The organism is Sphingobium sp. FG125 (assembly GCF_057809795.1).
Map to the genome: position 1 here is coordinate 107,192 of NZ_JBMDKQ010000008.1, position 13,456 is coordinate 120,647.

At 63.2% G+C, this 13,456-nt stretch carries 11 protein-coding genes; 9 read left to right on the top strand and 2 right to left on the bottom strand.

All coding sequences use genetic code 11. The annotated features are described in order from the left end of the window. The first annotated feature begins 1 nt into the window (after position 1). The 7 genes from ACODSR_RS09945 (at position 2) to lpdA (ending at position 9,469) form a co-directional block, all read left to right on the top strand. On the top strand, positions 2-463 hold the full coding sequence (locus tag ACODSR_RS09945) for a PaaI family thioesterase (RefSeq protein WP_489076021.1): 462 nt from the start codon (positions 2-4) through the stop codon (positions 461-463). Continuing rightward, positions 460-1,572, top strand: coding sequence for a cell division protein ZapE (zapE, locus tag ACODSR_RS09950; RefSeq protein WP_489076023.1), 1,113 nt, complete (start codon positions 460-462; stop codon positions 1,570-1,572). The genes ACODSR_RS09945 and zapE overlap by 4 nt, the downstream gene beginning before the upstream one ends. A gap of 305 nt (positions 1,573-1,877) precedes the next feature. Next, positions 1,878-2,840, top strand: coding sequence for a malate dehydrogenase (mdh, locus tag ACODSR_RS09955; protein ID WP_489076025.1), 963 nt, complete (start codon positions 1,878-1,880; stop codon positions 2,838-2,840). Positions 2,841-2,938: 98 nt separating this feature from the next. Next, positions 2,939-3,823 (top strand): succinate--CoA ligase subunit alpha, encoded by an 885-nt coding sequence (gene sucD, locus ACODSR_RS09960; RefSeq protein WP_489076027.1) that lies wholly within the window; start codon positions 2,939-2,941, stop codon positions 3,821-3,823. A gap of 83 nt (positions 3,824-3,906) precedes the next feature. After that, positions 3,907-6,702: a 2-oxoglutarate dehydrogenase E1 component gene (locus ACODSR_RS09965; RefSeq protein ID WP_489076029.1), complete on the top strand. Its 2,796-nt coding sequence runs from the start codon at positions 3,907-3,909 to the stop codon at positions 6,700-6,702. An 8-nt stretch (positions 6,703-6,710) separates the two neighbouring features. Beyond that, a complete protein-coding gene (odhB, locus tag ACODSR_RS09970) occupies positions 6,711-7,961 on the top strand; it encodes a 2-oxoglutarate dehydrogenase complex dihydrolipoyllysine-residue succinyltransferase (protein ID WP_489076030.1) in 1,251 nt (416 codons plus the stop codon). Positions 7,962-8,068: 107 nt separating this feature from the next. Further along, positions 8,069-9,469: a dihydrolipoyl dehydrogenase gene (lpdA, locus tag ACODSR_RS09975; RefSeq protein ID WP_489076032.1), complete on the top strand. Its 1,401-nt coding sequence runs from the start codon at positions 8,069-8,071 to the stop codon at positions 9,467-9,469. A gap of 165 nt (positions 9,470-9,634) precedes the next feature. Here the strand turns inward: lpdA and ACODSR_RS09980 are convergent, their stop codons facing one another. Together ACODSR_RS09980 and gph are read right to left on the bottom strand one after the other, a co-directional pair. Then, positions 9,635-10,417: an enoyl-CoA hydratase/isomerase family protein gene (locus ACODSR_RS09980; protein ID WP_489076034.1), complete on the bottom strand. Its 783-nt coding sequence runs from the start codon at positions 10,415-10,417 to the stop codon at positions 9,635-9,637. Continuing rightward, positions 10,414-11,082 carry a phosphoglycolate phosphatase gene (gph, locus tag ACODSR_RS09985; RefSeq protein WP_489076036.1) on the bottom strand — a complete coding sequence of 223 codons (669 nt, stop codon included), beginning with the start codon at positions 11,080-11,082 and terminating at the stop codon, positions 10,414-10,416. Before gph ends, ACODSR_RS09980 begins: the two co-directional genes overlap by 4 nt. Before the next feature lie 148 nt (positions 11,083-11,230). Between gph and glmU the strand changes: the two genes are divergently transcribed. Together glmU and ACODSR_RS09995 are read left to right on the top strand one after the other, a co-directional pair. Continuing rightward, on the top strand, positions 11,231-12,529 hold the full coding sequence (gene glmU / locus ACODSR_RS09990) for a bifunctional UDP-N-acetylglucosamine diphosphorylase/glucosamine-1-phosphate N-acetyltransferase GlmU (protein WP_489076195.1): 1,299 nt from the start codon (positions 11,231-11,233) through the stop codon (positions 12,527-12,529). Continuing rightward, complete coding sequence (locus ACODSR_RS09995; RefSeq protein ID WP_489076038.1) at positions 12,526-13,425, top strand: metallophosphoesterase; 900 nt, start codon at positions 12,526-12,528, stop codon at positions 13,423-13,425. Before glmU ends, ACODSR_RS09995 begins: the two co-directional genes overlap by 4 nt. Positions 13,426-13,456: the final 31 nt, after the last annotated feature.

Consider the following 13,456-nt stretch of genomic DNA (forward strand, 5'->3'; position numbering starts at 1 on the left):
GTTGAACAGCGACGGCATTGCAGGCGGGCTTGCGCTGACCGAAGGAAAGTGGACGGGCTGGACGGCATGGGCCGACCCGCATCCCGACACATTCCTGCAGGCCATCGGCTGTGGCTTCATGCGTGGCCTGGGTACGACGAAGGCGCAGGTTGCGCTGGAGACGCGCTCCAGCCATCGCAACCGACTCGATACGCTGCACGGCGGTTTCCTTGCCGCCTTTGCCGATCATGCTTTTTTCGGCGCGCTCTGGGCGATGGGGCATAAGGCGCAGGTCAATGGCGTGACCGTTGACCTGACCATGCAATATCTGGGCGCTGGCACCGTTGGTCCCGATTTGATCGCTGAGGTAGATCTGTTGCGGGAAACCGGGCGGATGATGTTCCTGCGGATGGTCATGACGCAGGACGGCCAGCCGGTCGCGGCATCCACCGCGACGATTCGCAAGGCACCTAAGGCGAAGTGAGTCACGTTCTGACCCGCTACGACGCGCTGGTGCAGGCCGGCGAATTGCGGCCCGACCCGGACCAACGGGCGGGCGCGGAGCGACTCGATCGGTTGCAGCAGGAACTGGAAGCGGTGCCTGCGCGCGGTTCGACGCTGTGGAAGCTGTTGCGCAGAGCGCCTGAGCCGCCGCGCGGCCTCTATATGTGGGGTGGGGTCGGGCGCGGCAAGTCGATGCTGATGGACCTGTTCTTCGACACGGTGAAGATCCAGCGCAAGAAGCGCGCGCATTTCCACGAATTCATGCTGGACGTCCATGCGCGGCTCGCCGAAGCGCGCAAGTCGGAGAAGGGCGATCCGATCCCGCCGGTGGTGGAGTCGCTGGCCGACGAAGCGCGGTTGCTCTGCTTTGACGAGATGGTCGTCAATAATATGGCGGACGCTGCGATCATGTCGCGGCTGTTCACCGGACTGCTGGAAAAGCGGGTGACGATTGTTACGACGTCCAACCGCGAACCTGACGAACTTTACAAGAATGGTCTCAACCGCCAGCTCTTCCTGCCGTTCATCGACCTGATCAAGGATCGGCTGGACGTGCTGACCCTGAACGGCCCGACCGACTATCGCCGCGATCGGCTGGGCGACGCGACGCTGTGGCACTGCCCCAATGGCGAGGCGGCGACGCAAGCGCTGAGCACCGCATTCTTCCGCCTGACCGATTATCCCCCGTCCGACCGCGCCCATGTGCCGTCGGAGGACATCAAGGTGCAGGGTGGCCGCACCCTGCATGTGCCCAAGAGCCTGAAGGGCGTGGCGGTCTTTTCGTTCAAGCGGCTCTGTGCCGAAGCGCGGGGTGCGCCCGATTATCTGGCGATTGCGCGCAAATATCATACGATCATCATCGTCGGCATCCCGGTGCTGGGACCGGAGAACCGCAACGAGGCCGCGCGCTTCGTGACGCTGATCGACTCGCTCTACGAATATAAGGTCAAATTGCTGGCGTCGGCGGATGCGGAGCCGGCCCGGCTCTACCCGGAGGGCGATGGCGCGTTCGAGTTTGAGCGCACCGTGTCGCGGCTGATGGAAATGCAGTCGGACGATTATCTGGCACTGGGCCACGGTCCTAAATAAGCCGCGCGGTAAGGCACATCCTGCCGTGCGGGGCCGTCATCACGGCGCAATCTTCTTGCTCAAAACCGGGAAAAACAGGCCGGATGCTTCCTATGGGGAAAGCATCCGGCAGTATACCGCTGCAGGGAAAGCTCGGCGGCCAGGGTAGGAGCCGGGAGCGACAGGGTGTTGCAGTTGCTTATCGCAATTGCGAATGAATTGCAAAGATAATTTGTTCTGGCCGTCTTTGTTAGTTGAAACCCCCGGCTTATCGGCTTAAGCGGGCCATCAATTCCAGAATTCACGTCTTGGAGGATGACAGACATATGGCCCGTAACAAGATCGCGCTCATTGGCGCTGGTAACATCGGCGGCACGCTCGCGCATCTCGCGGCTTTGAAGGGTCTGGGCGACATCGTCCTGTTCGACGTCGTGGAAGGCGTGCCCCAGGGCAAGGCGCTCGACCTGTCGCAGTGCGCGTCGGTCGAAGGCTTCGATGCCAAGATCACCGGTTCCAATGATTATGCCGATATTGCGGGCGCCGATGTCATCATCGTCACCGCCGGTGTCGCGCGCAAGCCGGGCATGAGCCGCGATGACCTTCTGGGCATCAACCTGAAGGTCATGAAGGCTGTGGGTGAGGGCATCGCCGCCAACGCGCCCGACGCTTTCGTCATCTGCATCACCAACCCGCTCGACGCGATGGTGTGGGCGCTGCGCGAATTTTCGGGCCTGCCCCACAACAAGGTCGTCGGCATGGCTGGCGTATTGGACAGCTCGCGCTTCAACCATTTCCTGGCCGAAGAATTCAACGTGTCGGCCAAGGACGTCACCAGCTTCGTGCTGGGCGGCCATGGCGACACGATGGTGCCGGTCATCGAATATTCGACCGTCGCGGGCATCCCTGTCCCTGACCTGATCAAGCAGGGCCGTTCGACCCAGGAGCGCATCGACGCGATCGTCCAGCGCACCCGTTCGGGCGGCGGCGAGATCGTCGCGCTGCTCAAGACCGGCTCGGCCTTCTACGCGCCCGCCACCAGTGCGATCGCGATGGCCGAATCCTATCTGGGCGACAAGAAGCGCCTGCTGCCTTGCGCCGCCAACCTGACCGGCCAATATGGCATCGACAATCTCTATGTCGGCGTCCCCGTGATCATCGGCAAGGACGGCGTCGAACAGGTCATCGAAATCGAACTCAACGAGGAAGCCAAGGGCAACCTTCAAGTGTCGGTCGATGCGGTCAAGGAATTGCTGGACGCCTGCAAGGCGATCGATCCTTCGCTCGCCTGACTTTAGAGCTGCACCGTTTCGTTCCAGGTAAGTGCGCAGCCTGGGACGGAACGCCTTAGACGCCAAGTGCCACGTCCACAGAAGATAAAGGGACACCCATGTCCATTCTGGTGAACAAGAACACCAAGGTCATCACCCAGGGTATGACCGGTGCCACCGGCACCTTCCACACCGAGCAGGCGCTCGCCTACGGCACCCAGATGGTTGCAGGCGTCACGCCGGGCAAGGGTGGTTCGACCCATATCGGCCTGCCCATGTTCGACACGGTGCTGGAAGCCAAGACCAAGACCGGTGCGGATGCGTCGGTCGTCTATGTGCCGCCACCATTTGCCGCCGATTCGATCCTGGAAGCGATCGACGCGGAAATCCCGCTGATCATCTGCATCACCGAAGGTATCCCGGTGCTGGACATGGTTCGCGTGAAGCGGGCGCTGTCGGGCAGCAAGTCGCGCCTGATCGGCCCGAACTGCCCTGGCGTTCTGACCCCCAATGAATGCAAGATCGGCATCATGCCCGGTTCCATCTTCAAGGCGGGCAGCGTCGGCGTTGTCTCGCGCTCCGGCACCTTGACCTATGAGGCGGTGTTCCAGACCTCGAATGCTGGTCTGGGCCAGACCACGGCGGTCGGCATCGGCGGCGATCCGGTCAATGGCACCAACTTCATCGACGTGCTGGAACTGTTCCTGGCCGATGACGCCACCGAATCGATCATCATGATCGGTGAAATCGGCGGCGACGCGGAAGAGCAGGCTGCCCAGTTCCTGATGGATGAGGCCAAGCGTGGCCGCAAGAAGCCGATGGCTGGCTTCATCGCCGGTCGCACTGCGCCTCCGGGCCGCCGCATGGGTCATGCCGGCGCGATCGTATCGGGTGGCAAGGGCGACGCAGAAAGCAAGATTGCTGCGATGGAAGCGGCCGGGATCAAGGTCGCGGCCAGCCCGTCCGAACTGGGTACGACCCTGCTGGAAGTGCTGAAGGGCTAAACGAGCCTGGTAAGGCGGTCGGGCTGCACCCCGACCGTCCTTTGCCCGACCGCGACTGCACGCGGCACGGATGGGATATGACGATGGGTTACGAAAACCAGGAATTCGAGATCGAGCAAGGCCCAAGCTGGGCGCGCTCCAATTGGCCGTTGGCGGACACCGACGACCTGACCGGGGCGCTGGACCCCACGCAGATGCAAGTGGCCGTGAAGGCCGCTGCCAAGTCCGCAGGCAAGTCGGTGTCGGACGCCGACATAGCGCAGGCGGCCGAGGACGCCATCCGCGCGCAGATGCTGATCCGTACCTATCGCGTGCGCGGTCATCTGGCCGCCAATCTCGATCCGCTTGGCCTGACCCAGCGTGATCTGCCCGCTGACCTTACGCCAGACTATCATGGCCTGACCGACCCGGCGAAAAAGATATTCCTGGGCGGTACGCTGGGACTCCAGTTCGCGACCGTCACTGAGATCGTCGCCATCCTGCGTGCCAATTATTGCGGCAATGTGGGCCTCGAATATATGCACATCGCCGATGTGGAGGAGCGCCGATTCCTCCAGGAGCGGATGGAAGGCAAGGACAAGGAAATCATCTTCACGCCCGAAGGCAAGAAGGCGATCCTGGCCAAGGTCATCCAGGGCGAGCAATATGAGAAATTCCTGGGCCGCAAATATGTCGGCACCAAGCGGTTCGGTCTGGATGGTGGCGAGTCCATGATCCCGGCGCTCGAAGCGGTCATCAAATATGGCGGCCAGTCGGGCATCCGCGAAATCGTCTATGGCATGGCGCATCGCGGTCGCCTGAACGTGCTGGCCAATGTGATGGCCAAGGGCTTTCGCGTCATCTTCCACGAATTTTCCGGCGGCACCGCCAACCCGGAAGATGTCGGTGGATCCGGCGACGTCAAATATCATCTTGGCACATCGACCGACCGCGAATTTGACGGGATCAAGGTCCATATGTCGCTGGTCCCCAACCCGTCGCACCTTGAAACGGTCGATCCGGTGGTGCTGGGCAAGGTCCGCGCGCAGCAGACGTTCCGCGACGATCTGGGCAAGCATGAGCAGGTGCTGCCGGTGCTGATCCACGGCGACGCGGCCTTTGCGGGGCAGGGGATTGTCTGGGAGTGCCTCGGCTTTTCCGGCGTGGCTGGTTACAATACTGGCGGTTGCATCCACTTCATCGTCAACAATCAGGTCGGTTTCACCACCAGCCCGCAATTTTCGCGTGGGTCGCCCTATCCGTCCGACGTGGCGAAGGGCGTGCAGGCGCCGATCCTGCATGTGAATGGCGACGATCCAGAGGCTGTGACCTTTGCCTGCAAGCTGGCGGTCGAATATCGCCAGACATTCCACCGCGACATTGTGATCGATATGTGGTGCTATCGCCGCTTCGGCCATAATGAGGGCGATGAGCCTTCGTTCACCCAGCCGCTGATGTATGCCAAGATCCGCCAGCATCCACCGGTCAGCGACGTCTATGCCACGCGCCTGAAAGCGCAGGGCGTGATCGACGATGATTATGTGACCAAGGCTACGGGCGACTTCGTCAACCATCTGGAAGAAGAGTTTGAGGCGTCCAAAAGCTACAAGGCCAACAAGGCTGACTGGTTTGCGGGGCGCTGGTCGGGGCTGCACAAGCCCGCTGACGCCGAAACAACCCGTCAGAGTGTGGAGTCGGCGATCAGCCCCAAGCTGTTCGACAGCCTGGGCAAGACGCTGACCACGGTGCCGCAGGGGCATGTCGTCCACAAGACGCTCCAGCGGGTACTCGACGCCAAGGCGGAGATGTTCAAGTCTGGCGTGAATTTCGACTGGGCGACGGGTGAGGCTTTGGCCTTCGGATCGCTGCTGTCGGAAGGTTATGGCGTGCGCCTGTCGGGGCAGGATTCCGGGCGTGGCACGTTCAGCCAGCGGCATTCGGTCTGGGTCGACCAGAATAGCGAGAAGAAATATATCCCGCTATCGACCGTGCCGCATGGCCGGTTCGAGGTGCTCGATAGCCCGCTGTCCGAATATGGTGTGCTGGGCTTTGAATATGGCTATGCGTTGGCCGATCCCAAAAGTCTGGTGCTGTGGGAGGCGCAATTTGGCGACTTCGCCAATGGCGCGCAGATCATCTTCGACCAGTATATCGCATCGTCGGAAACCAAGTGGCTGCGCTCCAACGGCCTCGTCTGCCTGTTGCCGCATGGCTATGAAGGACAGGGGCCGGAACATAGTTCGGCGCGTCTGGAACGCTTCCTGCAACTGTGCGCGGAAGGCAATATCCAGGTCGCCAACATCACGACGCCGGCCAATTATTTCCACGTCCTGCGCCGCCAGATGCTGCGTCCCTTCCGCAAGCCATTGATCATCATGACGCCCAAGTCGCTGCTGCGGCACAAGCTGGCGGTGAGCAAGGCCGAGGATTTCCAGGGCGACACCCATTTCATGCGTATCCTGTCGGACAGCAATCCGGCCCCGGACGCGGAAACCAAGCGGCTGGTCCTGTGTTCGGGCAAGGTTGCCTATGACCTCATTGAGGCGCGCGACGCGGCTGGCGACAAGAACACCCAGATCGTTCGTATCGAGCAACTCTATCCCTTCCCGACCGAGGCGCTGACCATCCGTTTGAAGCGGATGCCGAACCTGACGGAAGTGGTCTGGTGCCAGGAGGAGCCGCGCAACAATGGCGCATGGTTCCATGTCGAACCCTATATCGAGGAAGCGTTGGCGGATGCCGACAAGGCGCCGATGCGCGCCCGCTATGCCGGTCGCAAGGCATCGGCGTCGCCCGCTACGGGCCTCGCCAAGCGCCATGTTGCCGAACAGGGCGCGCTCGTCGCCGATGCGCTGGGTCACAGCGTTCGTGAAGAAATCCGTCGCCAGAAGAAAGGCTGACCAAGCTCATGGCCACCGAAGTCAAAGTCCCTACCCTGGGCGAATCCGTTACCGAAGCAACCGTGGGCCAGTGGCTCAAAAAGCCCGGTGAAGCCGTCGCGCTCGACGAGCCGATCGTCAGCCTGGAAACCGACAAGGTCGCGGTTGACGTGCCATCGCCGGTTGCAGGTACGCTGGGCGACATCATCGCCAAGGAAGGCGAGACGGTGAATGTCGGCGCGTTGCTGGCGCTGATCAATGAAGGTGCTGCGGCAAGCGCCGCACCTGCCGCAGCGCCCGCTGCCAAGGCAGAGGCCGCTGCGCCTGCGCCAGCCGCTTCGGCTCCTGCGCCTGTGGCGTCGGACGATGATGATGGTGGTAACCTCACCCTCTCGCCTGCCGTGCGTCGTCTGGTTCTGGAACATGGGCTGGACCCCAGCAAGATCAAGGGCACCGGCAAGGACGGTCGCCTGACCAAGGATGATGTGACGGCTGCCGTGGCGGCTGGCACGGCCAAGGCTGCTGCTGCAACCGCTGTGGCGGCGGCTCCTGCCGCTGCTGCCCCGGCTGCCGGTCCGGGTCGCGCGCAGGAGCGGGTCAAGATGACCCGCCTGCGCCAGACCGTCGCTAAACGCCTCAAGGAAGCGCAGAACAACGCAGCGCTGCTGACCACCTTCAACGATGTCGACATGACCGCGGTCATCGAGGCGCGGGCCAAATATAAGGACCTGTTCGAGAAGAAGCATGGCGTCCGTCTGGGCTTCATGGGCTTCTTCACCAAGGCCGTCTGCATGGCGCTGAAGGACATTCCGGGCGTCAACGGCCAGATCGAGGGCGACGAGATCGTCTATAACGACTTCTGCGATATTTCGGTCGCGGTGTCGGCCCCGACCGGTCTGGTGGTCCCGGTCATCCGCAACGCCGAAAGCATGAGCGTGGCGACGATCGAAAAGACGATTGGCGACTTTGGCCGCAAGGCCAAGGAAGGCAAGCTGACGATGGAAGATATGAAGGGCGGCACCTTCACCATCTCCAACGGCGGCGTGTTCGGCAGCCTGATGTCCACCCCGATCATCAACCCGCCCCAGTCGGCGGTGCTGGGCCTCCACCGCATCGAGGACCGTCCGGTGGTGCGTGACGGGCAGGTCGTGGTGCGTCCGATGATGTATCTGGCGCTGTCCTACGACCATCGCCTGATCGACGGTCGCGAGGCGGTGACCTTCCTGGTCGCGGTGAAGAATGCGATCGAGGATCCGACCCGTCTGCTGATCGACCTGTAACAAATAATATTTATCGTCACCCCGGCGAAAGCCGGGGTCTCGCTTGTTCTTGCAACGAGAAAGAGAGATGCCAGCCTTCGCTGGCATGACGGGAGAAGGGAAGTCCCATGTCCGATTTCGATTATGACGTTCTGGTGATCGGCGCTGGCCCCGGCGGCTATGTCGCCGCGATCCGGGCGGCGCAGCTGGGCCTGAAGGTGGCGTGTGCGGAGAGCCGCGAGACGTTGGGCGGCACTTGCCTCAATGTCGGCTGCATCCCGTCCAAGGCGCTGCTCCATGCGTCCGAACTTTATGACGAGGCGGCCAATGGCACGCTGGCGAAGCTCGGCGTCAAGATCGACAAGATGAGCCTGGACCTGCCCACCATGCAGGGGCAGCGCATCGACGCGGTCAAGGGACTGACCGGCGGCATCGAATTTCTGTTCAAGAAGAATAAGGTGACCTGGCTCAAGGGCTTGGCCAGCTTCACCGGCGCGAACACCGTTGTGGTGGGCGGCGAGACGGTGACGGCGAAGAATATCGTCATCGCCACCGGATCGTCGGTCATGCCGCTGCCGGGTGTTGAGGTCGATAATGCGGGCGGTCAGATCGTCGATTCGACCGGCGCGCTGGAACTGGACAAGGTGCCGGGGCATCTGGTCGTGGTCGGCGGCGGCGTCATCGGTCTGGAACTGGGCAGCGTGTGGCGTCGGCTGGGGGCCAAGGTTACGGTCGTGGAATATCTGGACCAGATCCTGCCCGGCATGGATGGCGAAATCCGCAAGGAAGCCAACAAGATCTTCAAGAAGCAGGGCTTTGAATATAAGCTCGGCACCAAGGTCACCGGCGCGAAGGCGGGCAAGAAGGGCGTGACCCTGACGGTCGAGCCTGCCGCTGGCGGCGCGGCCGAAACCATCGAGGCGGACGTTGTGCTGGTGTCGATTGGCCGCCGTGCCAATACCGAAGGCCTGGGCCTCGATAAGATCGGGCTGGAACTGAACAAGCGCGGCCAGATCGAAACCGATCATGATTTCGCGACCAAGGTACCCGGCGTCTGGGCGATCGGCGATGTCATCCCCGGCCCGATGCTGGCGCACAAGGCCGAGGATGAGGGCATTGCCGTTGCGGAAAATATCGCGGGCCTGACCGGCATCGTGAACCATGACCTGATCCCCGGCGTCGTCTATACCAAGCCCGAAATAGCGGGCGTGGGGCTGACCGAGGAACAGGCCAAGGAAAAGGGACCGATCAAGGTCGGCAAATTCCCGATGATGGCCAACAGCCGCGCCAAGACCAATCATGAACCCGACGGCTTTGTGAAGGTCATCGCCGACGCCGAAACCGACAAGGTGCTGGGCGTGTGGATCATCGCGGTCCCGGCAGGCACGATGATCGCGCAGGTGGTGCAGGCCATGGAATTTGGCGCATCGAGCGAGGACATCGCCTATACCTGCCACGCGCACCCGACGCATAGCGAGGCGATCAAGGAAGCGGCGATGGCCGTGACCGGCAAGCCGATCCATATGTGATCGGGGCTGGCGATCGGTAGATAGGGAAAAGGCCTTCGCATTGCGGAGGCCTTTTTCGTGGCCGGGACGCGATTAGCGTCTGATGAAATCCAAATCTCCGTTCGTTTCGAGCGAAGTCGAGAAACCGGTGCGCTCCGTTTCTCGACTTCGCTCGAAACGAACGGATCAAGGTAAAGTCATGGCGCGCTGAAAGTCAGGCCGCCTCTTTGCCTGAAACGCGGCCACGCCCTCGGCAAAGTCGGGCAGGGTGAAAGCGTCGCGGAACATGGCCAGGGTGGTTTCGTCATCGTCGGCCTGACCGTCCATAATGCGGCGGATCATCGCCTTGGACGCGCAGACGCTATGCTGCGCGTTGGTGGCGATAGTGTGGGCCAGGGCGGTCGCGGCGGCGAGGGGATCGGGGGCGATTTCGTCGATCAGGCCGATGGTGAGGGCATCGTCCGCGCCGTGGAGCGCGCCGGTGAAGAGGATGCGCTTGGCGCGGGCCGGGCCGACCAGATCGACCAGCAATTTGGTGTCGAACAGCGAATAGACGATGCCGAGTTTGGCAGGGGTAATCCCCAGCCGCGCGGCGGGGGCGGCGATGCGCAGGTCACAGGCGATGGCCAGGCCGCAGCCGCCGCCGACGCAATCGCCGTCGATCGCGGCGATGACCGGCTTGGGCGCGTGGGCGAGGGCATATTGGCTGGCGCGGATCGCGGCCTGATTGGCGATGCGCCAACTCTCGTCGCCGCTGTGGCTGGCAAATTCGCCGATGTCGGCCCCAGCGCAGAAGAGGCCGGGTGTGGCGGAGGCGAGGATCAGGACGCGGACCTGATCGTCCGCCATCGCCTGCGCGACCAGAGCTGGCAGGCTTTCCCACATCGCCTGTGTCATCGCGTTGCGGCGCGCCGGGCGGTCGATCAGCAGGCGGGCGATCGCGCCGTCCCGCTCCAGCCGCAGGGTCATTGGGGCCAGCTTTCGAGCAACGGCAGCAGTGCATCGAAATGGTCGATGACTGCGTCGGCGCCGAGATTTTCGACCGGGCCGTCGAGGAAGCCAAAGCTGACCGCGATGCTGGGGATGCCCGCGTTGCGCGCGCCCGCTATGTCGTTGATCGTGTCGCCGATGAAGATCGCCCGGCCACCGCCTGCGCGCGCGATCATGGCGTGGATTGGCGCGGGATCGGGCTTGGCGATGCCGACCGTGTCGCCGCCGACGATGCTGGCGAAACGGGACGTGAGGCCCAGTTGCTCGATCAGCGGGAGGGTGAAACGTTCGGCCTTGTTGGTGCAGATGGCGAGCTTGACGCCTGCCGCCGCTAGCGCGTCCATCGCGGCGATCAGGCCGGGATAGGGGACGGAATGGGCGCTGAGGTTCGCCTGATAATAGTCGAGCAGGATGGGCAGCAATTGCGCCAGTGTCGCATCGTCATAGCCACCCGACGCATCGAGCGCGCGTTCGAGCATGACCTTGGCACCCTTGCCGACGAAAGGCCGGATCGCATCGACCGGGAAGGGCGGACGGTCGATGGTGGCGATGGCGTGATTGACCGCGGCGGCAAGGTCTCCGCTGGTGTCGATCAGCGTGCCATCCAGGTCGAAGCCAACAATATCGAAAGGAATTTTTGCCATGGCCGCGCCATGCCGCGACCGCGGTGGCAAAGGCAAGCCAAACATGGCAGAGCCATGGGCCATAGACCCATTTATGAGGGACATCCTTATCGTGACCGCCAGCCGTCCTCTTGCTGTCATCATCCTTGCCGCCGGGCAGGGTACGCGCATGAAATCGTCGCTGCACAAGGTGCTGCATCCGGTCGCGGGGCGTCCCATGCTGCTGCATCTGCTGGCAAGCGTCGCCGCGCTGGAGCCGGAGCGGCAGGTGGTCGTGGTCGGCGCGGGGCGCGAGCAGGTCGAGGCTGCGGTGGCGGGCACCGGCGTGGGTGTCGCGGTGCAGGACAGGCAGCTTGGCACCGGCCATGCCGTCGCGCAGGCGCATGACGCGCTGGCGGGGTTCGCGGGCGATGTGCTGATCCTCTATGGTGACGTGCCGCTGGTGAGCGGAGCGACGATGCGGGCGATGCTCGACCGGCTGAACCGGGGGGATGATCCCCGCGCGGTCGTGCTGGGCTTCCGGCCCGACGATGCCGCCGCCTATGGCCGGATCATCGCCGACGGGCAGGGCATTATCGAAAAGATGGTGGAATATAAGGACGCCAGCGAGGCAGAGCGGGCGGTGACGCTTTGCAACAGCGGGCTGATGGCGGTGCGATCGACCGATCTGTTCGTGCTGCTCGACCAGATCGGCAACGACAATGCCGCTGGCGAATATTATCTGCCCGACATCATCATGCTGCCGGGTGCGCCGAGTGCGGTCATCGAGACGGAAGCCTGGGAAGTGGCGGGGGTCAACAGCCGGGTCGAACTGGCAGGCGTGGAGGCGATGTGGCAGGCGCGCCGCCGGGTCGAGGCGATGCGCGAGGGGGTGACTTTGGTCGCGCCGGAGACGGTGTTCTTTGCCCATGACACCGTGCTGGGCCGCGACGTGGTGGTGGAGCCGAATGTCGTGTTCGGGCCGGGCGTCCGCGTGGCGGACGATGTGGTCATCCACGCCTTTTCCCATCTGGAAGGGGCCAGTGTGGAAAGCGGTGCGGCGATCGGTCCCTATGCGCGGCTGCGGCCCGGCGCGCAGATCGGGGTGAAGGCCAAGGTCGGCAATTTCGTCGAGATCAAGAAGGCGGTGCTGGGCGAAGGGGCCAAGGTCAATCACCTGTCCTATATCGGCGACGCCAGCGTGGGCGCGGGGGCCAACATCGGCGCGGGGACGATCACCTGCAATTATGACGGCTTCTTGAAATATAAGACCGAGATTGGCGCGGGGGCTTTTGTCGGCTCGAACAGCGCGCTGGTCGCGCCGGTGTCGATCGGCGCGGGCGCAATCGTCGCGGCGGGGAGCGTGGTGACGAAGGCGGTTGAGGCTGATGCGCTGTGTCTGGTGCGACCGGTGCAGGAGAGCAAGCCGGGCTGGGCCAAGCGGTTTCGGGCGCGGATGATGGCGCGGAAGGCTGATGCCAAGGGATGAGACTGGTCCGGCGGCATCCCTGGCTGGCGGGATTGATTGGCGTGATGATCGTGCTGCTTGCCTTTACGGGCTGGCTGGTCATGAACGCCAGCGCCATGCCGGTGGTGCGGCGGGTGGAGATTGCTCTGCCTTTCCCGGCGGATGCGCCGCGTGACCCGATTACCGTCGCGCTGCTGACCGACACGCATTTGTCTGGGCCGGACAATAGCCCGGCGCGGATGGCGCGGATCGTGGCGCAGATCAATGCACTGCGGCCCGACCTGATCCTGCTGGGCGGGGACTATATCGGCGATGCCAAGGGCGGGGCGACCTATGATGCTTTGGCGAGTATCGCGCCGTTCGCCGGGTTGCGCGCGCCGCTGGGCGTGGCGGCGGTGCTGGGCAATCATGACAGCCGCAGCAAGCTGAACCGGGTTGCACTGAGTGGCCGGGACTGGGCAGCGGCTTTTGCGCGACTGGGCATCACTTTGTTGCAGGATGGCGTGGTGCGGCGCGGGCCGCTGGCGATCGGCGGGTTGCAGGATATTTATACGCGCAGGCCCGACCTGCCCGATACGCTGGCGGCGATGGCGCGGGTGGGAGGTGCGCCGCTGATCCTGTCGCATGGGCCGGATGTGTTCCCCGCTCTGCCCGATGTGCCGTCGCTGACGCTGGTAGGGCATACCCATTGCGGGCAGGTGGCGCTGCCCTTTGCGGGGATCGTCTATGTGCCGTCGAAATATGGCACGCGCTATGGCTGTGGGCTGTATCGTGATGGGGACAAGACGATGATCGTGGCAGCAGGCGTCGGCACCAGCGGATTGCCGATTCGGATGCTGGCGCCGCCGGATATCTGGCTGATTACGATAAAGCCGACAGTGAGCCGGACATATGTGAGCGACTCTGCGGCATCTTGACTTGATATCATGATATGATATCATAATATCA